We start from the raw sequence: 24,178 nt of genomic DNA on the forward strand, positions 1-24,178 counted from the left end.
CGGATTCGAGCCGTCATACCGGATACACGTTTGGGCGGGCCGGTTTTTCAATGACCGGTTCCTCACTGCCCTTCTCCCACCGGCCCGTCAGGGCGACATAGGCGATGGCATTCGGCGAGCCCCTTCGCGATCAGGAGATGGGCCAACGACACCGAAATCTCCAACCGTTCCGCAATCTCGCGCAGCTTAAAGCCTCCAAGTCGATACATTTCGATGGCTATGCGCTGCCGTTCGGGCAGCGAGGAAAGCGCCTGCTCGACGCATCGCAACTCGACTTGCGCGGTCACGACCTTTTCAGGCGAAGGCGCATCGTCTGCAATGTCAGCGAGGCAGTCCGCCGCCTCGTCGGACACGTGCCTTGCCTGCCTGTTCGCCTTACGACGACCGTCGATCGCAAGATTGCGGACGATCCGATAGAGATAGGGGACCGGGTCACGAAGCTTGTCCCGGTCAAGAGCCTGCCGCAACTGCAGCCACGCATCCTGAACCACATCCTCCGCTTCGGCCCGATTGCCGGCTATACGTTCCGCATAGGCGATCAGTGCGCTGCGATGCGCGCCGTAAATCTCGCCCCACAGAGAATCGGAATGCAAAAACCATCCTTCAGCCAATCAGCTTCTGCATCGCTTTGCCTCAACGCAGGAATGCGGCGCATAAGCAATTGCGAATCATTTGCAACATTTATTGACCATCAGTGCTGGATGTAATCCGAACGATTGCAAGGCGCTGTGCCGGAATTGGTCGAGAACCGCGAAAACCTGAGGCTCCTGGAACGACAGAGGCCCGCTGCCCGGAACCTCGCATTCGAGCGTGCCTCGCAATACCACGATGAACTTCAGCCCTTGGTTCAAAGGTTCCTCAGCACATCCCGGCTCTCAACAAGCGATCCGACCTCCGGTGAGTTTGAACGTAGCGTCTGCCTCGATGCTCCAGGTCGTCAACCGCCCACTCCGAAATAGCGCGTCGGTGAGCAACCAAACGCGCGCCGGAACATGGCAATGAAATTGCTTGGCGTTGCATAGCCCAGTGCGTCAGACACCGCTCCAACCTGCTGCCCCTGGGCCAGCAATTCGAAGGCAAGCGTCAGGCGTGCCTGCTGCCGCCATTGCTGGAAGGTCATGCCGGTTTCTGCCTGAAAGCATCGGCGCGCAGTGCGTTCGGACATTCCAAAGTCGGACACGAGTTGCGCGAAAGGCCGTTCCTCTCCGGGTTGTGCCAGAAGGTGCATCGTCAGCCGCAGCAGCCGTGCGTCGGTCGGCATCGGCAGGTGCAAAGGTTCCAGCGGTGCTGCCCGGATTTCGTCCAGCAAGACCACGGTCAGGCGCTCCTGCTCGGGCGAAAGCACCTCCGCATCGGCAAATCCCATCGCCTTGTGGACCAGATTGCGCAGCAGATCGTTGGCCGCCATGACGCAAACACGCTCGGGCAATCCACTGCTCGCAGCCGGAGAGATCATCGCGCCCCAGCCGCTGAGTGCGCCGCTGATGCTGACTTCGTGCAACGCGCCCGCAGGAACCCAACCGATGCGCCGGGGCGGCAGCAGCCATGACCCATCGTTTGTCCTGATACGGACCAGCCCCGACTCCACGCTGAATAGCTGCCCGCGAGCATGGCCGTGCCACCCGAATTCGCGCAACTGGATCGCACTGCCGTCTCCCGGCCGTTCGCTGCCCCAGAACGCGATGACGGGCGGACCATCGATCCTGTCCGCAAGTTCCGGCAATTGCTTGACGATGTCTGTCATGTGATCGGCGACAGTCCCGCCCGTTCGAAACACGTGGCAACCCAGTCCAGCCCTTGGCCCAGATCACTGCACGTCAGGGCCGGCACGCCAAACAGTTTTTGCGCATCCATGCGACTGGCCGCTTCCAGACACTCGGAAGGAACCACAGTGACAAGGCCCACCACCTGCAATCGGATACGCGCAGCATTGGCCTGCAACCACGCTTTGGCCTCTTTCGCGCTACCTTGCGGATGCAGCAGAGAGGCGGCGTCGGTAAAACGACGCAGCGAGGCAAAACGCTGGCCGCGATCAAGCCATGTGCCCCAGGTAGACAGAAAATCGAGGTATTCGCCGTCCGTGAGGGTGCCGCTCATCGTCGAAACTACCAGCGGCCAACGGCCAAGAACGTGAATGACCATAGTAAAAATCCTTGTGAGCTGTAACGACGGTTTCAAGCTGCCAATGCAAGACGGCCGCTGTCCGCAGAAGCAGCCCGCACAACGTCGATCGCCCGCTCCCGCATCGTGACGGCATAGGCATCCAGCATGGCCGCGCGGCTCTCGCCCCTTTGCGCTCGTGCCAGACAGGCGGCCAGATCCGCCGCATCGCACAGGGCTGTTACCATCCCCGAACCGTTTACCGGGCGCATGGCGTGGATTGCATCGCCCAGCAGCGTTACCCGGTGCGATTGCCAGGTTCGATCGGGCCATAGACTACGAATAGGGTGAGCGGCCCATTCGGCTGGATCGCCCCTCAGGATCACTGCCTGCAACGCCGGATCCCAATCCCGAACCAATTGCCGGACGATCCCGTCCAGTTCGCGCGGTGTTCGCGGCAGAGTTTCCAATCCCAGCCGCGCGCGCGCCCCGGTGAGCGCCCAATAGAAATACTCCGGCACGTCCGTGATCCGACACTCCGGCGCGATCTGGGCTGCCAATCTGGTCATCGGGTCGCGAAAGAACATGAGATCGATGACCGCCGTGAAACCGCTGGCGAAGACCGCGGAACTGCCGGCGCAGATTTCCGGGCCGATCGCACGGCAATTGGCGATCGTCGCCGCGGTCCGCCCGTAAATGCAGGCAAGGCCAGTATCCTCCGGGGCTACGCCGGGGAGCAACTGGCGACGCACGGCCGAACCGATGCCGTCCGCGCCGACCAGCAACGCACCACATTCCTCATGCCCATTGGCGAAACGAGCGCTGACACCCTCGGCACTCTCCTCGTATTCGATCAGCGCGTGGCCGAAGCGAAAGTGGTCTTCCAGCCCGGTCGCAAGGATTTCAAGCATGGTCCGCCGGTGCACGCACATGTCCGCCACCGCGCTCGCGCCCACCGCCCAGCTATCGGAAGCCGGCAGATTGACCGGCCGGGAACCGGAATCGATGATCCAGGGGCCGGGTTCGGCAAGGCTGGCGGTTCGGTGCAACAGGTAAAGCAGATCCACCGGCAGACACCGCGCCAGTGCATCCTGCCCCGCCGCATCGATCCTGAGGCGATAGCCCGGATCGCGCGTGGCAAGGGCTTCATCCTGTTCGAACAGGAGAAACGGCACTGCAGCCCGCTTCAAGGCTTGAGCGAGGCAAAGACCGCCGATGCCGCCGCCGACAATGATAACCTTCTGCGTCTCCATAACGAGCGCTCCCTGAAATCTGCGATGTAGTTTTGATAACCATTCGCAAAAAGGAGCGGTAACGCCATAAAGCCAAAATGTAATGATTTTCGGCCACAATTTTCGATCGGCACAATGGGTGGGGGTATTATCCAAGCCCGCCGACATAGCCGACGTTCATGGTTCCCATCCGACTGCTGCAAAGCGGCCTTAGGTTCATCCGCCAGTGGGTAGCCCTGAACGAGCAGGCGCAGGACGTTACAGCACGAAACTATGAAATCCCATCGGGTCCGCACCGGTCTGCCGAAGCAGCTCTCAGGCTATCACTCGCGCAAGTTTTAAAACCGCTTTACGACTCGCAGGCTAACGAGCCGACCCAGCGGATCGAGATAATCGGGCTGATAGCTGTTCGGCGTTTCCCCTGTCCCATCTCGCACCCGTTGCCGCGCGTTCAGAACGTTTTGAATGGTAATATCGACGGAAAGTTTCTTCGCCCAGTCTTGTTGTTTCGCAACCTGATCAAGAGCGAGGGAGACGGTCACGTTGGTTTTACCCAGACTGAAAAACCGCAAGTCCGACGAGGGCAAGTCGCTTCTAGAACGACTTTGCGAATGCCATATCGTCTGCAGAAAAATGCCGAATCCTTGACGGTAAACCGAGATGTAGCCGTCGACATCCCATCGCGGTCGCCCCCCTGTTGAAGACAGGTCGTCACCGGCCAGAAGATCGAGTTCAGGAACACCCTCTCGCAATAGAACCCGGTCGGTCAATCTCAGGGTCGAGTTCACTCCGACATTCAGCGATGTAACGGGGCCCGCTGCCTCTCCTTCCCCGGTCTTCCTTCCGATCACGCCCGAGTATGAGGCCCCAGCCTTGACGATCCTCTGCGCTTCGCGCGCCAGGTTAACGGCGCGCCAATCTACCAGAACAAGCCGACCGGAAGCGTCGCGCACGAAGTTGTCGGGAAAAGCTTCGTCGATTTCAGGCGTGACGCTCGTCAAAATGCCAGCCTGATTTCGTACGGTGGTCGCTTCGAAGGCGAGATATGTCCGAAAGGCATCGGAGCGGAATGGCTTTACATTGGCGGTCAGAGCCAACGTGCGCCGCCGCTCGGGACGCAAGTCTGGATTGCCGCCGGTGATCGATGTCACGAAAAGGCTCTGCCCGGCTACCAAGTCGAAGAACGGCGTATTGGGCGTCTCAACTCTCGGGCTTCCCAGCTGCTGCAGGGAAGGCGGCGATTGAGAGGTCCTGATCGATGCGAGGATCTCGATCCGCTTCAACGGCGCCCATGTCAGCCCATATTGAGAATTGTAAAGCGTTCCATATTGGCTGACACTGCTGACGCCTAAGCTCACATTTGCCGTCAGTCGCCCAGCGATCGGCAGTTCCGAGGTACCCCGCGATGCGATGGGAATGACGGCCGTCAACGCTGCGCCACCCGTGTCCCTGGTCAGCTTGGTTGCGGTGTCCGTGCCCAACGTCGATGCGCCGGAGGTATGGGCGATTTGCGCTGAGGTAGTCGCAGTGACAATAACTCCCCCAGCCGGAAGATAGAGCGGCACTCCGCTCAGGATGAGCTGACCGTCTCCCGAACTGATCGTTGTGCGCGAACGGTCTTGAAGGACAGGTCCCAGGATCGAATGCGGAAACGGACTAAACGGATCAAGTCCACCCCCGATGGCTGCATCCAATGCGCTGCCATCTATCCCGAGATCGCTGTCGACGCGGGTGTGCACGCGTTCATAGTTGAGGCGCAGCATCCAGTTCCAGCTACCAAGCGATCCCGTAAATCCGGCTCCCGCTCGCACCGTCTGAGTCAGATTTTGCTGCTTCAACGGACCGGCTTCCGAGAGATAGCGATCCAAAATGACATCGTTGGAGAATGGAGAATAGGCGTTGGATGCAGGCACTGTGACAGAGGTCGTAGAAAGGCCTTGCAGGGACCAGTTGCGCTGCTCCTCGAACGAAAGGCTCAACAAGCTGGTCGTACGCTCGCCAAGGGCATGGCTCACAAAGCTTGAGAGCTTCCAGTTGCGTTGGCGTGGCTGCAAGCTTCTGTAGTCGCCAAGGTCCGTAGTTCGCGCCCGATTGGCAGTATCGGCATAGCTTGCCAGCGCGTAACGGTCCAAAGGGTTCGTCGGCACTGCAGCTGTCGTCACGAACGAACCGGCAAGCGCGCTCAACTCGGGATCAATCTCGCCGGATTCCACTCCGCTGATATTTCCGATCACATCGTAAGGGATGCTTGTATCGGGTGCCAGCGCCCGCTGGCTTTGCCGCAGTTCGCTCTGCATGCTTGCCTGCGCCGAAAACGTCAGGCGATCCTTTCCCCGAAGGCGGGTGAAGGTCAGCTTGCCTCCCGCGGTGCCGCCTCCGCCTTCGGTCGCCGTTTGCCCGTCAACTTGCAATTCCGCAGTTTCGAATCGGGGTTTGGTTACAAGGTTTATGACCGGCTGCGCCGAACCGTAGCCTAACTGCGCGCCAGCTTCGGGCGGCAAGATATCAAAGGATTGCAACGCGTCGTTCGGAAGGGAATATATTTCTTCATCATTCAGCGGGCGCCGTCCGTTGAGTACGAAGACCGGCGGCGATCCATCGACGCCTTTTACTTGGGAACCGAGCCGAGCGATCAGATCCGCGATACTGCGGGCGCCTATCGCGCGTATCGCCTGCTCATCGAAATGGCGTAGCGAGGTTATATCACCGATACTACGACGACTCCTGACGACAACTTCTGTGTCGGCGGCCTCATCCTGCGCGTTCGCAGCCGGAGTGGCGAACATCGCAAGTATCAGCAGAGCCCCCTTGCCCGACCGAGCCGAGATCCCAATTCTCAAACGACACTTGCGAGTAGCCCCCTGCAGCCCCTGACTACATGAACGCGATGATAGTGATATGAAACAGCGATACATCGGCGCTCTAATTTGGGAAATTAGGTGGCAAAATTAGGGCGCGAAGCGCGCATAAGATAATGTTTTCGAATTACAAATATTGTCATCGGTTTTTCGGGTTTCCCGAGGCCCCAGCATCCCCGCCATGATCCTGTTCGGATAAATCCTGCCTCATCAGGACTGATGCCCATCGCGGAGACCCGCCGCAGTACGATCCCTGTGCAGTCGGCGTGTCTGAGGCTCGTCGACTAAAGCTTTCGGCGGGAGCCGAAATCTGGTGCACGGTCAGAATGGCGAGAATCGGTTACGGCCTGCCGTTAGCGCACTGCCAGGGTTTACTCAGGATTTCCGCTGACGAAGCCGCCGTCAGTTAAGGCGGCCAATGAGCGAGTTAGATGCCAGACATCTACGAGGCGAAAGAGAAGCGAACCATTCTGACGATTGACGATGTGGGACGGGGTGGTAAGATGCCACCCCGCAGGATATCGTCAGCCCATGATAATCAAACGGCTCATCGGCTTAATACCGAGTCTTATGTTCGTCGCTGCGGCGCAACCGGTCAATCCACCTCCAGCCAATTTACACCTCGACCCGTTTTACCAAAAGTATGTGGATGCTGGTGGCATACCTGTAATCGGATCGGCTCAGGTTCCTGACAAGGCGCTGCAAATCGCCCGAGATATCGTCAACGAAGAACTTGCTCATCGACCCGATCTACGGGCTGATCTGATTGCGCACGGCGCACGCGTAGGCGTCATGGCGGTGAATGAAACCACGATGGATCTGCCCGAGCAGCGCGATTGGAAAAAGCCTGCATGCGACGATCCGCGCCTGACCAATGGCGAACGAGAAGACTATCCCCGGATCGCCGCCATGACCGATTATGAATACTGGGCTGCGCGCGCGCGTGGCATGGGAGGGCTCTACACAACTGGCGCCGCCGAGAACCTGCTGGGCGTTCCCGGTACCACCTATTACGGCGAATCTATTCTGGTCCATGAATTCTCGCACAACATTCTGGATTCCGTGCGTAGAACCGATCGGGCACTCTATGCCCGCATCGAAGCGGCATTCCGAACCGCTAATGACAAGCATTTGTGGGATGGAGACTATGCGGGGAATACGATCGAAGAATACTGGGCGGAAGGAACTCAGTTTTGGTTCAATTCAAATAAGGTTTCCTACCGCGCCGGACGAACCGTTCTCTCAAATGGCGATCTGAAAAATTTCGACCCGCTTCTCTATGCTACTCTCGCCGCCGTTTACGGCAAAAACCATCACATTGCAGCAGACGTCTTCTACAAAAGCCCTGCTCGCATAACGCCCAGGCCCACAATCCCCGCAATTTCGGTAGTACCCTCGAGCATGGATGGTTCTACCAAACCAGTCTTCGGCTTTGAAATCTGGGCCATTCCCGAAGGCGCGTGCGTTACCAAGATTACTCCGGGAAGCGCCGCTGCAAAAGCCGGCTTACGCTCGGGTCTAGTAATCTCTGAATTTAACGGAGTCCCCTTGAATGGGCTCAATTTGAGCACGATGGCGAGCATGCTTCGTGCGGCTCCGGACGATCTGACGTTGAACATCAGTGGATCGGGCAGGATGATCATTCACCGCTCCCCCGTCATCCCCTCCATTCTGTGATGGGCTAACCCAACTCGAAGCCGGCAAAAAACTGAGCAATCCACCAGCGAAGCCGCTCATTTCGCCGACAGAGCCGACATACAGTGCCTCATTCGCGCGCCCTGAAAGCCGCCCATCGTTCATCGAACCGCTGGCGACGGTGAACGGCTGGCGATGGCACATTCGCGACAGTCGAGTCTGGATCGCTTGGGGGGCTCCAGACATTCAGAGCCTAAATGCCCTGGAGCAAGTAGTCCGGACCGAAAGGTGGCGACAGGCGATCCGGTGCGACGCCTTGCTATCATCGAGCGGACCATCCGACGCTGCCCCGATACCTTGCTTCGGTAGGCTACCCCGAAGAGACGGCACGCGGAAACGTCTCCCAGATACAACATTGATCAACATCTTGAAAGATCGCCACTCGTTCGCATGCCCGCCGATGCATAAACGCGGTTTATGTGGCGCTGTCAGCCTGGCCATTCCCTGAAAAATCAATATCCAAGGCGTCTAGCAGCCAGCTCCGTTCGAAGTCAGTTAAGAACGGATCGCCGTGCATTGCGACCAGCGCCAGCCGTTGAGCCAAAGAGTTACGATCATCATTGGGCCGAAGAAAGCGCTCGGAAATCTGAATCGGCACGCCTTCCTCGTCAAGGTTGCGAAGAGCCTCATTGCGAAACCATCGGCTCATCTCACGAACATAGTAGCTGTAGTCCGCATTCGGATGAACCTTGCGTACGAAGATTTCGACAAGCGCTAACAGCTGCGGCAGGCCATACTCGCATGCTCGCAGGAACTTGAATATGTTGTCGTAGTTCGTAGTGTCACCCTTGAAGCTGGAATCGTGCTCGAGCAGAAAGGTTCTGAACGAGGCGGGCTCGCGAAGCCTCCGGATCAAATATGCAAGTTGACTGGCGGAGAATGCGCCAAAATTTCGCGGACCCTTGACGCTACAGATCACCTCGACTGTGGCGAGAGTTGTTTTGTAGCTGGGCATGCCTGACCAAGCCAGGATCCGGCTGTTGCGCAGGGAAGCCTCGACCTTCTGTTTCAGTGCCACAGCTGTGTCGAGCCCGACAGCGGACGCGACCCGCAACTCAGCTGTTGTGAGATTCAGCGATTGACGAAGTGCCGCGACGCGATCGTCGATCGCCTCGGTTGTATCATCCTCGTCGAGGTGCACGACGTAGTCGTCCGATGCATCCTCATCATCGCCAAAAAGCGTGGGAGACACTTCCATTTCTTCAACCACCGGTGGTTCATTGAAGAGGTAGACTTGGCCGACATGGTGCTGGCCAAGACGGCCGGCGCGGCCCCGGATATTGGCGAAAGTGAAGAAGTCATAGTCGTTCTTGCTGATCTTCTTGTCGAAAATCAGGACGGTTCGCGCGGCCGTGTTTACACCTTCAATCAATGTGGACGTGCAAAACAAGACCGGCAGCTCGGACCGGTTGAACATGCGGATCATGTGGGACGCAATCGCGCGAGGAACGCGGGCGTGGTGCACCCCGAAACCATATTCCACGGCTTTGACCAATGGCCAGCGCTTCCCGACGTTTTGCGCCATCCACTGAGAAAAGTCGGCTGTGTCGTCGGAGACCGCCATTGCTTCCGACGCGTCTTCGGCAAGACGGTTGGCCCGGTCAGGCGAAGATACGAAGACAAGGGCTGGCCAGTTCGTGTCCTCCCCCAGCTCGTCCATGAGCCGGCCTTCTTTGTCCGATATGCCGCGCAAATCGAACGTGTCAACAGCGACCGTCGAAAACCGTGTCTTCAGGAATTGGAAGTTCCATCTCCCCTCGACATCCATGCGAACATTGTCGATGTTCGGCCCCAAGAAAAAGAACTGCCGTGATCGCCTGAGCAGCCGATAGACCGCTGCATTCAGCGTTATGTGACGTTCGTCCTTACGGCGCGGGTCGAGCTTGTAGAACTCGTCGACGACTGTGAGGTCTATCGATCCGAGGTCGTCGCGCCCGATCAGGCGCTCCTGTGTGCCTAGAAAGATCACCTTTTCGTTGGTGGTCCGATCCGTCGGGTGCATCAGGATCTCGAATTCCCCCGAGAAACGACGCTTCAGGCGGCGCCGAAATTCGTCGAGCAAAGCGATTGTCGGAAGGACAATGGCAACTCGCCGGTATTTGCCTGACGCCAGAAGCGCATCGATCAGCAGGCTCTTTCCGAAACTCGTGGGAGCACTCAAAATCAGGTTTTCGCCTGCAAGTAGCTTGCTTAGGGCAATCACCTGTTCCCTATGAAATGTTATTCCGCCAAGTTCGGGGGCCGTCACTGCCTCGGCCACTACACGGTCCGAGTAATCCGCAGTTGCTCGGTCTATATAATTCCACAGTCCGCTTGCGCGGGCCAGGGAACTGAATGGCTCCAAGAGGGGAGACAACTCGGGCCGGTGCGGAATGAGGTCCGCCAATCTCGGGATTATCTGGAGAATCCGTGGATCATCCGGGTCCTCGCTTTGGATTGCTAGGGAAGCGTCCTGGATGATTTTGAAGACAGCAGGAACGATGTCGGGTGCGGACATCTGGTTCAAGCTCTTCCAATCGATGCTCTGCAGGCTCATGGCACTAACCCTTTCAGGCGGACATCGAATGCTGCGGCCAATTTTTGCTTGGAGGCGAGGGGCAAGTGCAGCAGGACCAGGCGGACTCGTTGCGGCAAGCCGGAGCTCGCGATAATGCGGGACATCTCGCTGACTTCGGCCTTCAGTTTTTGCGCGTATTCCTCGCAGATCGACGCCGCACTCGCGGCCGCGCTGCTATTGCTGGCGATGCAGATTGGGAAGACTGCCGTCTGAAACAAAACGTCGAGAGAGGTTCTGTCAGAAAGTAGATCGCGTATTTCCTGATAGCGAGGGACGTTCCGGGAAACCTGCGGGCCGAGGATGAGCTTTTCATTGCGAAGGAAGCCTGCCTCGAGATGGTCGTTGAGCGAACCGACTGCCGCTCGTGCTCCGCCTGGACCATCGTCATAGAACTTAGCTTCGCCCAGCCATAATTCAGGTCCTGTTTCAGGATAGCGAACATGGACGAGATCGAACGACTTCACAACTTCGTTCGACGCCGTAAGATAAAACACGCGTGGAGCGATCGGGATAGTTCCGAAGAATTCTCTGCAAATCGCATGCATAGCGATCTCGCCGACCTCGCCGCGCTTCTCATAATGCGCGCTTTTGTATATCCGGACCGCAGCTTCCTTCAGCCGGACATACATGTTGCCGTGGTTGACCGCTAATTCGTCTTCGTGGAGCGCGTAGTCCGCCATCCATTCGATAAGATGGTTTGCCAGGGCATCGCATCGCCAAACCTGAAGTTCGAACCCCGCGCAATAAATTCCCGATGCCGGCGAAGGCTCCAAGGAATATGAAAGCGGTGTGAGAAAGCGATCGGGCTTTGAATCGTAAATGCTCAAAATGTGTTAACCATTATTGCAATAACCACAACAAAGAAGCAATTGAAAGGCGTTTTGCATACCGTTGCGAAAGAAAGCAATTGAAAGATTATGCGCGTCGGTTTCTACGTCGGGGCATAATATCGATGAAAGTGAGTATTATGCGTGGAAGGATACAAAATTTTAATCTAGGCAGGCCAGGAAATCGATTACCCCACCCCGATCGTGTCAGCGATTGGCCACTTTGATAGCGTTAGCGACAACACACGCTGCCAATTTGTATTTCGGACATTGCGAACTAGGTGTTTGGCCCCGGCATTTGACGATACAGGTTTAACCTGAAGCGACCTAGCTCAGTTGTACAGCATTTGAAGATGTATTGACCCGACAGCCGAGCAGTCTGCTCTGGCGCGTTAAGTCCGCTCCTTTTCGACGAGGTGGACTTCGACCGTGAAACCCATGAGTTCGAGCCTCTGTGCGGCCGATCGCAAGCTGACTTTACTGAAGAAAGGCAGGTCGAGCTTCTTTGAGCGCTTGTAGGCATGACGCATAATACCATAGACGATCCGGTACTCGGACGTCATTAGCTTCTTCTGCCGTCCGTCGGGGAGCACGCTCTCGAAACCCTTCTTCTTGGTTTCCCTTTGCCGCTTCAGAGCCTTGATGCGCATCTCCATACGGAACGTCGCATCCCGGACGAACGATTCCGCCGACACTACCCCCTGATTCCACAGGTGACTGATCGGGTCGGACCCGTGTCCGTCTTTCAGGTGAATGAACGCCTTGTCGCGCGAGAGAAAGTCGCAAGGCTCGAGGTTGGCGCCGCTCGCGCCTGCGGGCGAGACCTTGACCTGATCAAGCATCAACAGATCAGGGTCCTTGTTCATTTCCGCAATCAACGCGCGCTCGTTGATCGCCTTGGTCTTTGCAACCACGGGCTTCTTGCTGAGGAGCTTCTGGAAATCGGCTTCGACGCTCTGGTAGAAGTTGATGTCGACGCAGTACCAGTCGCCGGCAAACAGGACGTAGGTGATGCCCTCGTAGACGGTCTCGAAAACCATGCAGTCGTAGACCTTGCGGCGATTTGGACGCTGCCCCTGTCCATCGACGACAACCCGGATTTCGTGGCTTGCCTTGATGTCCTGGATGCTGTTGACATCGGCTGGCCTGCCGTCCTTCAGATCCTGGATGTAGTCCTCGATCGTCAGTTCGCCGTGGGCCTTCTTGCTGCCACCCTTGAAGCCGAGACCGAAGAAGCCGATCTCGCGCGTCTGTTCGGGATCGATGATCTCCGGGATCGTGAGGTGAAGGTCGGAGGGCTGATCGGCCAAGAGCAATTTGACCTCGTCGTAGATCAGCGTGTCCAGAGCCTCGACAACGTCTGTCTCCCGGACCGGCGCCACCTGGTCGATGAACGCGTAGTCCTTCTTGTAGTCCTGGGCTTCGAAGAGCTTCAGCGCCTTGCGACACTTGTCGGCAATTGTAGTCGGAAGGATCCGTGTGCTGAGAGTCAAGGCATCGCGGCCGGCGAGGGAACTTGCAAAATCGGTATCGGTCGGCACGCCGCCGGCAAGGCGGAAAACGTCGCGCTCAATATCGATCCCAAACCCTCCGAGATCTGACTTGCGGCTAGCCTGCACGCGCTTCTGGAACGACGTCGCATCGAGCGTTGCGACATCGACGTTCTTGAGGTTGGCCCGTGCAACGGAGTTAAGCGCGACTTTGAGTCCGAAGTTGCGCTCGAAGGCGTTGGCCTGAAGGGAGAGATGGGCCGCGCCGAACGCGAGGGCAAAAGTCCGTGTGCTCTTGTCCCCCGTTTTGACATCGAGAAACAGAACCGCGGAACAGCTCTGGTTCTGAAGCTTGAGCGGGTCTCCAGTCACGAAGGCGTTGACGAAGCCCAGCCAGCCGGGCGCCGTGCCTGCAGTCTGTTCATGATAAAGCCTGCCGGTCGTCGACGGCTGTACTGTCAGCTTCTTGTTGTCGCGAACCGCCTCTTCGATAGTATAATCCTTGCGTAGAAGGCGAATGGAAATCGTCGATGTAGAATCGGCCGGCGCTCTGGTTCTTTTCGTGGTCATCAACATTACCCCCATCGCACATCAAAGCAATATATAGGGGTAGCACTTCATATTTTCAGCCTTTTTACCGGCTTTCGATTCCGGTGTTCTGTTTTGGGCCAATGGGCAACAGGACTGTGCAAATCTGGTCAGGTGTGATTTATATCACATGCCATTATATCGGCTGATTTGCGGATAAACACCGTGAGCTTTCTGGAGGCGGATGTATCTATAGTCGACCTTCCGCTTTTCCGGCAGCTCGCGACCAATCACGGCGTCTGTCTGTGCTGGCGCGAATGTCAAAATCGGTGCAGTTCATGCCCCCTCGCCTGTTAACGGCAAATTGCCAACCAGGGGGATGCCGATCCCATCGCGAAAAATGGACACTGAAATCCTCCAAGCCGTCGGCACTCTGCCACCCAGGATCATCAGAACAGGTGCGGGACATTGATACGCTGGATCAGACGCTATCTTCAACATCGATCGTTTGTCGGTCTCACTCGGCGCTGGCGCCCCTCCAGGGTGAAAGTGCCATTCTCCGAGGTAGTGATGCCCTTCCGTCCAGCGCTCATCCAAAAGCTCCCGCAGGCCGCCATTGCCCCGATTAAACCAGCACCACCCGGCCCGCGATCCTTGCGGCTTGCCCGTCGCATCAACAACTTCCGCGATCCATCCTTCAGGATCGTACCGTCCAATCAGAATCCCACCCGTCTCTCGTCGTCCCGCTTTCGCAGCAGCGGTCAGGATCGATCCGACAGCGTCTGGCGATACCCACACCGAATAAGCGGAGGTCGGGTCACTCCATTCCATCGCTTCAGGCGGCATGGCGCTGAACTGCCCCAAACTCGTCCTGCACGAAATGTTCGCAGATCCGACGTCGTTCCAATACGGCCCTGCGAATGAATTTGGTCCCGATTGCAGCCCAGAGCTGGACGTCATCTGCGGACGCGGGAAACACCGGATGCCAGCAGCCGATACCCTCCATGGTTCCGATCATGGCGTCTTCGGGTTTTTCCGAAAATTCCAGGAATTGCTCGATGGCGTCGATGGCAGGAAAAGCAGCCTGCTCGTCCGCGAACGCGACTAAGCCGCGAGCACGCCAAGTCATCGACAGACTCACGAAGACCTTCAGGCCATCCCACGGATAGTCCGCCATAGCGCGCAGGACCGCATCCTCGCCCGTGCAATCCACGACCACATCCCAGCCTTCGATCCGCTCTCGATCTTCCGGTTTTGTCGGCGGAAAGCTGGTGGCTAAGCCCGTCACGGTGATGTCCGGCATCGTGCCGTTCAAACTGCCCGCCAACGCCGACGCCTTATTCAATCCCAGTTCGCGCATCGTGAGCACATGACGGGTCAGATTGCCAATGGAGAGCTGGTCGGCATCGACAATGCCGATCCGTGCAACGCCCATGCGAACGAGGTTCTGGGCAACTGCGCCGCCAAGCGCCCCCCCACCGAGTACCAGTACGGATTTCGCGCGAACCTGCGCTTCGGCCTCCCCCCTGCGGCGCAACTGATCGGGAGCCCAGTTCGCAGTGGCGATGGACGACAGCGGCCGTGCTTCAAGCGCAAGCGCCCTGTCCCAATCTCGCCGAGCCCCCGCGCGGTCACTAAATCCGCTGCGCACATCGCCGCGTCGCGCGGTCTGCATATTGCCAAACGCTATCCAATGCATCCGATCCGCAGCCTCGCCCCTGATCTCAGACATGGGGAAACCGACGAGAAGAGTGCGCGCAGCCGCCTGCTTCTGCCGCTCAAAGTGGCGGAGCGCAGCACCCGCCTCGGCCATGATGGCCGGAAGGTCGACGTGTACTTCGGAGCAATATGCCGCCAGTTCCTCCCATGTCGATGGAAAGCGCCACGGACAACCGACGACGAGGATCGGCATGACCATCCATACAGCGTCGACCCGCCCGTCCGGTGCTGGAATCCCCGCCCCCCACACCGGGCGTCGCAGGCTCACCCGCTTGGAATCCATGAAGTCAGTGACCGCAGTGACGCCGCGTGACCCCGCAACGCGCCCCAAGCTCGCAAAGCCCCATGAGCGCCCCGCCTGTGCCCACCATTCATGGCCTGCCTTGTCTTCCCAGAAGCCAATCGAAGCCCCTGCGATCAGCTTCGGCGACACCGGCAGTTCAACCGGATCACCTTCCTCGATCAGGCGGTCCTGAGCTGCAGCGTCGATCCAGGAGAATAGCCGACCGATGTACCAGCATAAGCGATCATCAAGTCCCGACGGTTCACCCGACCAGCCATCGCGGCGAAAAGCCGATACCGGCCGCTCAAGACACGGTGCGCCGGATCGCCAGACTGCCTGGGCACCCAGCACGATATTGAGTGCCTGGTGGGGAAACTGACTTTCGATCCCGGCCCCAGCATCAGGGAAAATGGCGATATGCCAGGCGCCTCCATCGGGTGTAAGAACCGCGTGCCAGTTCGACCACTCCGGCATGTGGACACTTGCTTCCACGCTGAGCCGCGCACGGAAATGAAAGGACCAGACCCCTGCCCCGCGTTCGGCCCAGCCCTCGACCAATTCAAACCGCGGATCTTCAGGCAGGTTGTCAAATGCCGAGACCAGCGGCGCAGGGGGTGTCATGTTTCAGGCGAACCGGTCTGTCTTGGGAGCCGCCGGCACGGCAGGTGGCGTGAAGCCTCGCGCTCGGTCGCCGCCCTGGGGACCAGGAAGGGGGAACGACCTGCCAAGCAGCTTTTGCCAACCCTCGCCGCTCTCGGCCGCATCCTGACTGTCGAGTGCCGCACGCGCCTCCCTCGCAGCCACGGTGACAGCCGCTACAAACGCACGGAAATCCTCGATGCCAAGGCGCTGCAAGACGTTATGCGTAGGCACGCCATGGTCCGCCAGAAATGGGACCATGCCGGCCCGGGCCCAAGGACCGAAGGTATCCCTCAGCCCCTCGAAAGCCAGCGTGACCCCTTCTGCCATGCAACGAATGCCGTCAGGTAGAACGGACCCGATCATGTGCTCAAGCGGGTAACCCTTGGGATACTTCGGCAAATCCGCAGCATGCTCATGGCGCCACCACTTCAGCGCTCGCACGACATTGATGTAGTGGCCATTGCAGGCCCGGTTCTTGTCGGCAGCCCACTTGATCTGCGCCAGCGGGTGGGTTGGCCCCCAATCCCTGACGGCCCGATCCGGCAACATCAACGGGTGCGGCTTCCATTCCGCGTCAGGAAGGGAATCGTTTGCCGTGAAGGCGGGGGCGGTGAACATGCCCGCATTCGGATCCCAGCTTTTGCTCAGGTTCCAGTCCGCGCGCTCTTCGAGCGTCGTGAACGTTTCCACCGCCTGCGAGCGATAGAGTTCCATCAGTCCTGCGCGATTGGTCGCATCGGCCGGCAGCGCGGTCACGACAAGGTCGAGATCGACATACGACAGTTCGATGCCAAAAGAGCGATCCTGGCGCCTCCACTTCCCTTCGTAATGGCGGTTCAGAAACGGCTCGAACCGCTTCATCGCCACCGCGGGCTGCTCTGCGGTATGATCGATGGTGGTCACGATGACGACATCCACATCGGATCTCTTGCCACCGGTCGGGCGCACTGCCGTCGAACGGCGGACACTGCCTTGCAGGAACGATGAGACGATGAGCGGCGAGAGATCGGGATCTGCGAGCAGGCGGGCACGCAACGTGCCTGAACCGCGCCTCCACTCCTCCTTATGACGCTCCCCGGGCCTGATATCGCGAAGAAACTGATCGAATTGTGGACGAAGCTCCATCGTACTGCCTCAAATGCTGAAGGTGGGGTGATAGAGGCCGTCCACGCGAGCCCCCAGGTCGAATTCATAGGGCGCGCAGATCCCCATCGCTTCCGCATGCTGACCAAGCAGGAAAGAGAAGGCGTTGGGCGCCGAGACGAAGAAGTGGGACGTACCGCCCGGACGGCGCGCCTTCGTCACGGCATCCGCGACCACGTCCGCGATGCGCGCAGCATGCGCCCCGCCCTCGACAGACCGCAGTCCCGTACCGCCCGCCGGCAATACGCGGAGGATCCTGCCGACCGAAGGCAGATTTGCAGCGACGTACGCGCACACGTCGCTGATCGTATCGCGGGTAATCGCCACCGAGACCGCGATGTCCCTGCCATCGCCGAGCACCTCTTCGGTGATCTGCGGATCCGGTCCGTCGCGGCCATCGCCCGCATGCCAGATCACGCTCGCGCCCCTGCCTTTCTGCATAATCTGGGTATCCACCCCGGATTTGAAGCCCAGGATGGCCCCGGCGAGGAAGGCCAGCGAACTGTGCGCATCAATGAACAGGCGCACCTCTTTGCCACGTTCAGGGATACCTTCAAGGAAGGCGGTGGCCTCGCCTTTCAGGGCCTCCCAAGTTACCCCCTCCACCGGTTGGCGCAGATCGAAGCGCTCAATGAGCGAAAGCGTATTCTCAGGTGCAGCCTCAAGCAGGTCTGCTGCAGTCAGGCCCCGGGTAAACGATCGCAGCGCAACGTTCAGGCGGGGCGTCAAGGGATCGGGCTGCAGCCAGTTTTCCTCCGCGCACAGACGATCGAACGCTTGCCGGGTCAGGGAGTTGATCCCTCGCACCAGAAGATTCTGCGCCGCACCGTCATACCGGAAATCCGACGAAGTCTCCTCGCCAAGCAAGCCGACAAGCCGGAAACGCTCACTGACCCGGCCCCGCATGTCCTCCAGCGACATGTGGCCGGGCTTGATGTGGAAGCCCGCAAGCACAGTCTTGAGCTCCTCGTCACTGGAAAGACCCAGATGCTCGCGCCAACACTTGCGGACCTCGCCCATCCGGCTTGCATCGGTCTTGCTGCTGAACAGCCGGTCAATCCGGATCGAACCGTCTGCATGCGAAACAAGTTCGCCAAGCTGGTCGCCATCCGAGAAGGAATCCGTGGTGACCAACGTAAACGCCGCGGTCGGCGGAACGTCGGGTTTGGCCTTGGCCTCCACCAGTCGTTCGAGAATGGAGAACTTCGCGGCATTGATGAATTCCGGTTCGATCAGGTCCCTGTAGCCGAACCGCCCGCTATGATCGGTATGCCACTTGATCTGGTGGTAATCGACGGTGATCCGGTAAGCACCCATGCTGGGCCGTCCCGGATCGTAGCGTACGACAACGTCGTCGAAGGCCTTCGGGCCATCCGCCTCGAAAGTGACTTCGACCACATCCGGACGCTGCGGGTCGCGCAGAGAAGCGGCATGCATCCAGAAGAACCGCGACTGATAGTTATCCCCGTGCCACCGTGGCACGACAGCATTTGCCATGATGGCCTCCAACTGGACTCGCCCGATTGCAGCATCGCCTCTTCATCCGAATCGGTGGAGAATCGACGCACCCGGCTTGAAACTAGATGGGTTGTGTTTTAATATCCGTCAAGTTGGTATAGGGGTTTCAGGATGGTCGATGATCCCAAGCGTCCGTGGACGCAAAACCGCCGGTTTGAATTCATTGAATGGAAGCTGTTCTGGGAGGGGCAGCTGAACCGGCGCGACCTCGAGACGCAGTTCGAAATTTCCACACCACAGGCCTCGGTGGACCTCAAACGCTACCGGGAGATGGCCGGCGAAAACATCGATTACGATGCCACAGAGAAGGCCTTCGTCCCGGCACGGAAATTGCGCCCGAGATTTCTGCAGCCTTCCGCCGACCGGATCCTCCTGCAACTTCGCGCGCTCTTTTCGGCCGCCCTTCCCAGACGCGACATCTGGTTCAAGAACCTGCCTCCGATTTCCATGGCGCCCGACCTTGTACGCCACGTCGATCCCGAATGCCTGAGGATCGTGTTTGAAGCGATCCGCACCCGGTCAGCCCTCAACGTGGAGTACCAGTCGCTCACCAACATTCGCTGGAGGGCGATCGCACCGCATGCGATGGCCTTTGACGGCCACCGCTGGCACTTGCGCGCTTGGGCCTGCGATCGCAATGATTTCCGGGACTTCGTGCTGAGCCGAATCGGCGCGTTCGAAAAACTCGAGCCAGCGGAGTACGATCCCGCTGACGACATCGAATGGAACACCCATATCAAGCTGCGATTGAAGCCTCACCCGGAGCTCACGCCCGAGCAAAGCCTGGCCATCCAGCGCGATTTCGATATGACCGATGGTGGGCGAGAGATCGAGTTGCGCCTCTCCATGGCCTATTACTTCATCAAGCGCATGAACCTGGACCTGAAAGATCTCCCCGCTACACGCGTACAGATCTGTATCGAAAACCTGGACGAACTCGATACTGCGATCAGCGCCGCGCAGAAGGAGGGACAGGCCCGCATCTCCCGACGAATGGCGGGACTGTGAAGTGCCAACGATGACGCCTCCCTCACCGATCACTCATCCAGGCGGCGAAGCGATCACCATAGGCCCGCCCGACACAGAAAGCACACCATGACCTGGACCAGCTGGATCACCTTTACGATTGCGGTGATTGGAGCGGCGCTCGGCATCTTCAACACCTGGCAGGGCTGGCGAGATCGCGCGGTGAGGCTGCGGGTTATCCCGAAATATTCGGAAATGATCGACGAGCATATGCGCCGTGTGGGCATGCCGTGCATTTCCGTCGAGATACAGAACCTTGGAACTTATGCGGTTTCGGTTGAGGAAGTCGGCTTCCTGATTGGAACGCCAAAAGGGAATCTGCCAAAGCGGACGCCATTCCGCCCGCAAAATGTGATCGCCGGGCCGTCACTGCCGCACCGGTTGGAACGGCACGATGCGATCACCCTTACGGTGCCTATCGCAAACCTACCTCAGGCAGCCTTCACCGGCGCATACGCGCGGACAGCGGCCGGGCAACTGACCAAGGGAACAAGTGCGGCGTTCAAGGACGTGATGGCGGTAATTCGATCAGGCAGCTGATGCACATATCGCGAAAACACGCGCAAACTTTCAGGCCTCCGCTTGGGGCAGGCAGCCTTTAACCAATCATCGTGGATCTGGATCGGCAGAATATGGCGAAGAACATTCTGATTTTCTCGGACGGGACCGGCCAGTCTGGCGGGCTGATGCCGGACCAACGGCTCAGCAATGTCTATAAACTGTACCGGGCGAGCCGGGTCGCTCCGGACAATTCGATTGATCCGGATTTTCAGGTGGCATTCTACGATGCAGGTCTTGGTACAGACGTCGATGCGTCTGCCACTTCGCGTACCCGCATTGCCCGCACCATCCGAAAATTCGCAAGTTCCGCGACCGGTGCAGGCATAGGTCACAACATCGTTGACTGTTATGAAGCGATCCTGCGCCATTATGAGGACGGTGACCGGATCTATCTCTTCGGGTTCAGCCGCGGGGCCTACACGGCACGGAGCCTGGCAGGAGTGCTCGGCCTTTGCGGTGTTCCCACGCGCATGCCCGACGGCACCCCACTGCCAAAGGGGGGAAGCGCGTTGAGAGCGATTGCCCGTGAAGCAGTCCATAAGGTCTACGAGCATGGATCGGGCCGCGCCCGCAGCGAATTTCGCAAGGAACGTGCAGAGCTTGCCCGACGGTTCCGCTCAAAGTTCGCTAGCGGGGAGAAGCAGGCCAACGTAGTCCCCTATTTTGTCGGCGTCTTCGATACGGTCGCAGCGCTTGGCACCAGCGGGCTGCGCCGAATACTCATGAACGCCATTCTGCTCGCGTGTGTCGGCCTCATCGTCGCCGGGTTCGCGTTTGGATACAGTGCGCTTTTACAAGCGCCCTTCTGGCCGGCATTTGGCTTTGCTGCGCTGGCAGGCGCCTTGGGCGCCGCGTTCGTGATTGCACGCGCGCGCCTGAAGAAGATCGATGACTTTCCTGGCCCCGGACAGCGCCGCTATCACTGGTCCGGCTGGAAATTCCGCTTCTACGACACCTATCTCAATCCGCGGATCCGATTTGCCCGCCATGCCCTCGCCATCGATGAAACCCGTTCCGATTTCGATCGCGTGCTTTGGGGACAGGAACGACAGGAATTCGCAAAACCAAAGGAAAAAGGTGAACCTGAGCCGTTCATACAGCTCTGGTTTGCAGGCAATCATTCCGACATCGGTGGCAGTTACCCCGAGGACGAAAGCCGCCTCTCCGACATCGCCTTGCAATGGATGGTCGATCAGGCGACCCAATTGCCCGATCCGATCCATCTCGATCGTTCCCATCTGCAACTCTATCCCCGTGCAAACGGCTACCAGCATTGCGAGGCTGAGACCTTGCTGGATCGCTATCCCTCGTGGTTCCCAGCCTGGGCGAGAAAAGGATGGCAAACCAAGCCTCGTTCGATCCCGTCGGGGGCGCCGGTGCATCCGTCCGTTCTGGAACGCTTCGCGCTTCCAGGCGTAGTCCAATGCATCCGCACCGCCCCATACCGGCCTCATTCCCTTGCCAAGGACGAGCGGTTCAACCGGTTCTATCAGGAAGACGTGCCAGTTATCCTGTCCACGCCGGAGTAATGGATCTTCACCGCAGCGGTCCCGGCAGCCCCCAGCTGCGCGCGAAGAAACGGCGCATACCTGCAAAAGGTTCGCTCGCCAGCTGCATGCGTCTGACTTCGCGCTCGCTGATAGTTCGGACATTGTCCGGAATGTCAGGGAGCGCGAGAATTTGTGAGAATGCGGCCAATTGCGAGTAGTTCACAAACCGCTCCCGACGAAGCTCCTCCCGGTTGATCCCCAGACAGGTCTCCGAGGCAGCGATCGCCCTGTCCGCACGAGGACCGCCAGCGGACCGGACCCAGATTTCCTCATTGGAACCATCGACCTCATAACTGAAAAGCTGCTCCGGATTTTCCAGATAGGGATTTACGAGGTCTGCCTGCTCACCGCCCCATAGCTCTCGCACCTGCTCGTCAGTGAGCAAAAGCGGGTCGTGCGTCAGAAGTAAAAGAAGATCGTCCAGCTCGGCGCCAGTCGGAAGCGCATCCGGCATGGCTGGCGCCGCAGTCAACGCGCCGGAAATCGGGAAGTTGTCACTCTTGTAAGTCTGGTTGCAGATCTGGCAACTGTAGAGGTAGTTATCGAAGCAGAAAGCCAACCACCAGTAGATCGACTTCGGTCGGAAATGCTCGACATCGCCATGAGCGACCAAGCTGGTCGGCGCCTCACAATAGGCGCATTTGCCATGCGTATCCTTCTTCAGCCGAACCTTCGCGGGCTTCCATTGCGCGGAATCGAAGTCCATTTTGCCTGACACCAGGCTTGTGAAGAATATCCCCGCCAGAAGCTGCGATTTAGCCGCGAGCCGGGGCTGACGGAATGCGGCCGGTACAGCATTGGTCTCCCGGCCACGCTGCAACGCGATCATTGGGAGGAAAGCGGAGCGTCATCCGCACCGCGCGCAATGTCGGCTACCGATACGTCCTTGCCGGCCATCCGGCCAAGTTCGCGGGTCACCTGCTCCAGAACATCATTGGTGCGCTCAAGGCCCGGCCGCGTGCCGCGCCAGGTTGGTACATCCTGCAGTTCTTTTTCAAGCTGTACGAGGCGCCGCTTGTCCTTGGGGCTAGACGCCGCATTCGCCCCGGCAAGGCCCTTGAGGGCGCGCAGCTCCTCGCGGGCCGCTTCCACCTGCGGAGAGTCCAGCGTCTCGAGCCCGAAAAGTGGGCTCTGCAACAGCTGGTGCAGCATTAGTCGATTAGGCGCACCTTCGAACGGGAACAGAGTGACTGCACGATTTTCCTCGCGCCGAAGCACGAACAGCTCACCTTCACTTGCCTGATGGATCGTAAGCGGCGAATGCGTGGTGACGACCACCTGCACGTTAGGTAGAGTCTCCTGGATGAAGGAGACGAGGCGACGCTGCCAGATCGGGTGAAGATGCAGGTCGATTTCATCGACCAACAGTACACCGCGAGCCTTTAGAGGATCCTTGTAATCCTGGAAGGTCTCCGTGATCTGAAACAGCAGATCGCCGCACCAGGCGGCCATTGCCTGATAGCCATCCGACAATGCCGAGAGAGGCAGAACACCATCCAGTGTCGCGAACAGCAGGCGCCGGTTCTCGCGATCGATCTGATCAAAACGGACATCTGGCAGAAGATTGTCCAGCGCATTGCGTACCGCCACCAGTCCTTCCGGACCGCGACGATACTCCAGATCCATTGCCCAGGCCTCCAACGACACCAGTGACGTATCAAGGTTAAACAAGGTCGCCACCGCCCGCGTTCTCGGCATTCGCCGATGCGTCGATTCCTGAATTGCGCCGCGCGCCCCGGTCCCCAGCGCGTGTCGCACCACGCCATATCCAACGACAAAGTAGTTGCGTTCGGATCGGACGATCGCCCGGTCAATCTGCTCAAGCACCTCCGTATTCTGGCGAACAAATTGAGAGGTGCCCATGCCGCGCTTGAATGCAAGTGATGCGCTTCGGCGCTGACCGTCCTGCGTGGTAAAATCCACCCCAATGTGTGCTTCTTCAGCGCCCAACCGGATCCAGTCGTCGGGATTCCCGACAAGCTCGAAGATGGCCTCGCTGCCCGCAAGCACCAGTCCGATAGCTTTGAGCACGCTGCTCTTGCCGGTGCCGTTCTCGCCAAGAAGGTACGTCCAGGCGCGCGTTTCACCTGCACGCGAAAAGTCCAGCTCCAAGCGCTCGATCGAGCGAATATTCGTGAGCGTCAGGTGTCGCAAAAACATAGGACCACCCCTTTCATGCAAATCCGTACCACGCCAGCGCTGTTAAGCACCATACCTGAGAACGCCAGTGCATAAGCAACCGAGGTTTTATGCGTCCAAACGACTGTTTGTCCCAAATAGCCCTCGAAGAGAAATCTGTGCCCCGGCCGCCGGCAATGTCCGCTTTTTAGGCATGGGCGCTCGAGACCGGACGGAGCACAAGGTCCAACGTAGCCACCCCGACATCCTGCTCTCAAAGCAAGCCCGCTAAAGCCTGAACGAACGTCCGCTCCAGCCAACTGTCGCTCAG

The 24,178-nt window shown here is 58.8% G+C and carries 18 protein-coding genes; 4 read left to right on the forward strand and 14 right to left on the reverse strand.

What is annotated here, in order from left to right; translation table 11 throughout:
• Window positions 1–62: 62 nt before the first annotated feature.
• The 5 genes from ACXJ16_RS22190 to ACXJ16_RS22210 form a co-directional block, all read right to left on the reverse strand.
• Window positions 63–611 carry a sigma-70 family RNA polymerase sigma factor gene (locus tag ACXJ16_RS22190; RefSeq protein ID WP_463922017.1) on the reverse strand — a complete coding sequence of 183 codons (549 nt, stop codon included), beginning with the start codon at window positions 609–611 and terminating at the stop codon, window positions 63–65.
• A gap of 326 nt (window positions 612–937) precedes the next feature.
• On the reverse strand, window positions 938–1,744 hold the full coding sequence (locus ACXJ16_RS22195; protein WP_463922018.1) for an AraC family transcriptional regulator: 807 nt from the start codon (window positions 1,742–1,744) through the stop codon (window positions 938–940).
• Window positions 1,741–2,097 (reverse strand): hypothetical protein, encoded by a 357-nt coding sequence (locus tag ACXJ16_RS22200; RefSeq protein WP_463922019.1) that lies wholly within the window; start codon window positions 2,095–2,097, stop codon window positions 1,741–1,743. Before ACXJ16_RS22200 ends, ACXJ16_RS22195 begins: the two co-directional genes overlap by 4 nt.
• 77 nt (window positions 2,098–2,174) lie before the next feature.
• Complete coding sequence (locus ACXJ16_RS22205) at window positions 2,175–3,353, reverse strand: FAD-dependent oxidoreductase (protein ID WP_463922020.1); 1,179 nt, start codon at window positions 3,351–3,353, stop codon at window positions 2,175–2,177.
• A gap of 317 nt (window positions 3,354–3,670) precedes the next feature.
• A complete protein-coding gene (locus tag ACXJ16_RS22210) occupies window positions 3,671–6,118 on the reverse strand; it encodes a hypothetical protein (protein ID WP_463922022.1) in 2,448 nt (815 codons plus the stop codon).
• Window positions 6,119–6,721: 603 nt separating this feature from the next.
• Between ACXJ16_RS22210 and ACXJ16_RS22215 the strand changes: the two genes are divergently transcribed.
• Complete coding sequence (locus ACXJ16_RS22215) at window positions 6,722–7,867, forward strand: PDZ domain-containing protein (protein WP_463922023.1); 1,146 nt, start codon at window positions 6,722–6,724, stop codon at window positions 7,865–7,867.
• 433 nt (window positions 7,868–8,300) lie between these two features.
• Here the strand turns inward: ACXJ16_RS22215 and ACXJ16_RS22220 are convergent, their stop codons facing one another.
• From ACXJ16_RS22220 to ACXJ16_RS22250, 7 genes are all read right to left on the reverse strand, one after another.
• Complete coding sequence (locus ACXJ16_RS22220; protein ID WP_463922025.1) at window positions 8,301–10,421, reverse strand: DEAD/DEAH box helicase; 2,121 nt, start codon at window positions 10,419–10,421, stop codon at window positions 8,301–8,303.
• Window positions 10,418–11,269 carry a HamA C-terminal domain-containing protein gene (locus ACXJ16_RS22225; protein WP_463922026.1) on the reverse strand — a complete coding sequence of 284 codons (852 nt, stop codon included), beginning with the start codon at window positions 11,267–11,269 and terminating at the stop codon, window positions 10,418–10,420. The genes ACXJ16_RS22220 and ACXJ16_RS22225 overlap by 4 nt, the downstream gene beginning before the upstream one ends.
• 392 nt (window positions 11,270–11,661) lie before the next feature.
• Window positions 11,662–13,329: a DUF6119 family protein gene (locus ACXJ16_RS22230; protein WP_463922028.1), complete on the reverse strand. Its 1,668-nt coding sequence runs from the start codon at window positions 13,327–13,329 to the stop codon at window positions 11,662–11,664.
• A gap of 294 nt (window positions 13,330–13,623) precedes the next feature.
• Window positions 13,624–14,133, reverse strand: a complete 510-nt coding sequence (locus ACXJ16_RS22235; RefSeq protein ID WP_463922030.1) for a Mov34/MPN/PAD-1 family protein — start codon at window positions 14,131–14,133, stop codon at window positions 13,624–13,626.
• A complete protein-coding gene (locus ACXJ16_RS22240; RefSeq protein WP_463922031.1) occupies window positions 14,123–15,910 on the reverse strand; it encodes a ThiF family adenylyltransferase in 1,788 nt (595 codons plus the stop codon). The genes ACXJ16_RS22235 and ACXJ16_RS22240 overlap by 11 nt, the downstream gene beginning before the upstream one ends.
• Window positions 15,911–15,913: 3 nt before the next feature.
• Complete coding sequence (locus tag ACXJ16_RS22245) at window positions 15,914–17,056, reverse strand: SMODS domain-containing nucleotidyltransferase (RefSeq protein ID WP_463922032.1); 1,143 nt, start codon at window positions 17,054–17,056, stop codon at window positions 15,914–15,916.
• A gap of 9 nt (window positions 17,057–17,065) precedes the next feature.
• The gene (locus ACXJ16_RS22250) at window positions 17,066–18,571 is read right to left on the reverse strand and encodes an SAVED domain-containing protein (RefSeq protein ID WP_463922035.1); all 1,506 of its coding nucleotides are present in this window, start codon (window positions 18,569–18,571) and stop codon (window positions 17,066–17,068) included.
• Between the two features lie 132 nt (window positions 18,572–18,703).
• Between ACXJ16_RS22250 and ACXJ16_RS22255 the strand changes: the two genes are divergently transcribed.
• The 3 genes from ACXJ16_RS22255 (at window position 18,704) to ACXJ16_RS22265 (ending at window position 21,708) form a co-directional block, all read left to right on the forward strand.
• A complete protein-coding gene (locus ACXJ16_RS22255; protein ID WP_463922037.1) occupies window positions 18,704–19,600 on the forward strand; it encodes a helix-turn-helix transcriptional regulator in 897 nt (298 codons plus the stop codon).
• A gap of 87 nt (window positions 19,601–19,687) precedes the next feature.
• Window positions 19,688–20,158, forward strand: a complete 471-nt coding sequence (locus ACXJ16_RS22260) for a hypothetical protein (RefSeq protein ID WP_463922038.1) — start codon at window positions 19,688–19,690, stop codon at window positions 20,156–20,158.
• 92 nt (window positions 20,159–20,250) lie between these two features.
• Complete coding sequence (locus ACXJ16_RS22265; RefSeq protein WP_463922039.1) at window positions 20,251–21,708, forward strand: T6SS phospholipase effector Tle1-like catalytic domain-containing protein; 1,458 nt, start codon at window positions 20,251–20,253, stop codon at window positions 21,706–21,708.
• Between the two features lie 7 nt (window positions 21,709–21,715).
• On the opposite strand, the gene ACXJ16_RS22270 is transcribed toward ACXJ16_RS22265, so the two are convergent.
• On the reverse strand, window positions 21,716–22,558 hold the full coding sequence (locus tag ACXJ16_RS22270; RefSeq protein WP_463922040.1) for an HNH endonuclease family protein: 843 nt from the start codon (window positions 22,556–22,558) through the stop codon (window positions 21,716–21,718).
• Window positions 22,555–23,889 (reverse strand): AAA family ATPase, encoded by a 1,335-nt coding sequence (locus ACXJ16_RS22275; protein WP_463922042.1) that lies wholly within the window; start codon window positions 23,887–23,889, stop codon window positions 22,555–22,557. The genes ACXJ16_RS22270 and ACXJ16_RS22275 overlap by 4 nt, the downstream gene beginning before the upstream one ends.
• Window positions 23,890–24,178: the final 289 nt, after the last annotated feature.

The sequence above is a fragment of the Novosphingobium sp. TK71 genome (genome assembly GCF_055361505.1).

What these genes read in the sequence shown, in the direction of transcription:
- ACXJ16_RS22195 (WP_463922018.1), bottom strand. Translation starts at nt 1,744, where the DNA reads ATGACAGACATCGTCAAGCAATTGCCGGAACTTGCGGACAGGATCGAT.
- ACXJ16_RS22200 (WP_463922019.1), bottom strand. Translation starts at nt 2,097, where the DNA reads ATGAGCGGCACCCTCACGGACGGCGAATACCTCGATTTTCTGTCTACC.
- ACXJ16_RS22205 (WP_463922020.1), bottom strand. Translation starts at nt 3,353, where the DNA reads ATGGAGACGCAGAAGGTTATCATTGTCGGCGGCGGCATCGGCGGTCTT.
- ACXJ16_RS22210 (WP_463922022.1), bottom strand. Translation starts at nt 6,118, where the DNA reads ATGTTCGCCACTCCGGCTGCGAACGCGCAGGATGAGGCCGCCGACACA.
- ACXJ16_RS22215 (WP_463922023.1), top strand. Translation starts at nt 6,722, where the DNA reads ATGATAATCAAACGGCTCATCGGCTTAATACCGAGTCTTATGTTCGTC.
- ACXJ16_RS22220 (WP_463922025.1), bottom strand. Translation starts at nt 10,421, where the DNA reads ATGAGCCTGCAGAGCATCGATTGGAAGAGCTTGAACCAGATGTCCGCA.
- ACXJ16_RS22230 (WP_463922028.1), bottom strand. Translation starts at nt 13,329, where the DNA reads ATGACCACGAAAAGAACCAGAGCGCCGGCCGATTCTACATCGACGATT.
- ACXJ16_RS22235 (WP_463922030.1), bottom strand. Translation starts at nt 14,133, where the DNA reads ATGCCGCCTGAAGCGATGGAATGGAGTGACCCGACCTCCGCTTATTCG.
- ACXJ16_RS22240 (WP_463922031.1), bottom strand. Translation starts at nt 15,910, where the DNA reads ATGACACCCCCTGCGCCGCTGGTCTCGGCATTTGACAACCTGCCTGAA.
- ACXJ16_RS22245 (WP_463922032.1), bottom strand. Translation starts at nt 17,056, where the DNA reads ATGGAGCTTCGTCCACAATTCGATCAGTTTCTTCGCGATATCAGGCCC.
- ACXJ16_RS22250 (WP_463922035.1), bottom strand. Translation starts at nt 18,571, where the DNA reads ATGGCAAATGCTGTCGTGCCACGGTGGCACGGGGATAACTATCAGTCG.
- ACXJ16_RS22255 (WP_463922037.1), top strand. Translation starts at nt 18,704, where the DNA reads ATGGTCGATGATCCCAAGCGTCCGTGGACGCAAAACCGCCGGTTTGAA.
- ACXJ16_RS22260 (WP_463922038.1), top strand. Translation starts at nt 19,688, where the DNA reads ATGACCTGGACCAGCTGGATCACCTTTACGATTGCGGTGATTGGAGCG.
- ACXJ16_RS22265 (WP_463922039.1), top strand. Translation starts at nt 20,251, where the DNA reads ATGGCGAAGAACATTCTGATTTTCTCGGACGGGACCGGCCAGTCTGGC.
- ACXJ16_RS22270 (WP_463922040.1), bottom strand. Translation starts at nt 22,558, where the DNA reads ATGATCGCGTTGCAGCGTGGCCGGGAGACCAATGCTGTACCGGCCGCA.
- ACXJ16_RS22275 (WP_463922042.1), bottom strand. Translation starts at nt 23,889, where the DNA reads ATGTTTTTGCGACACCTGACGCTCACGAATATTCGCTCGATCGAGCGC.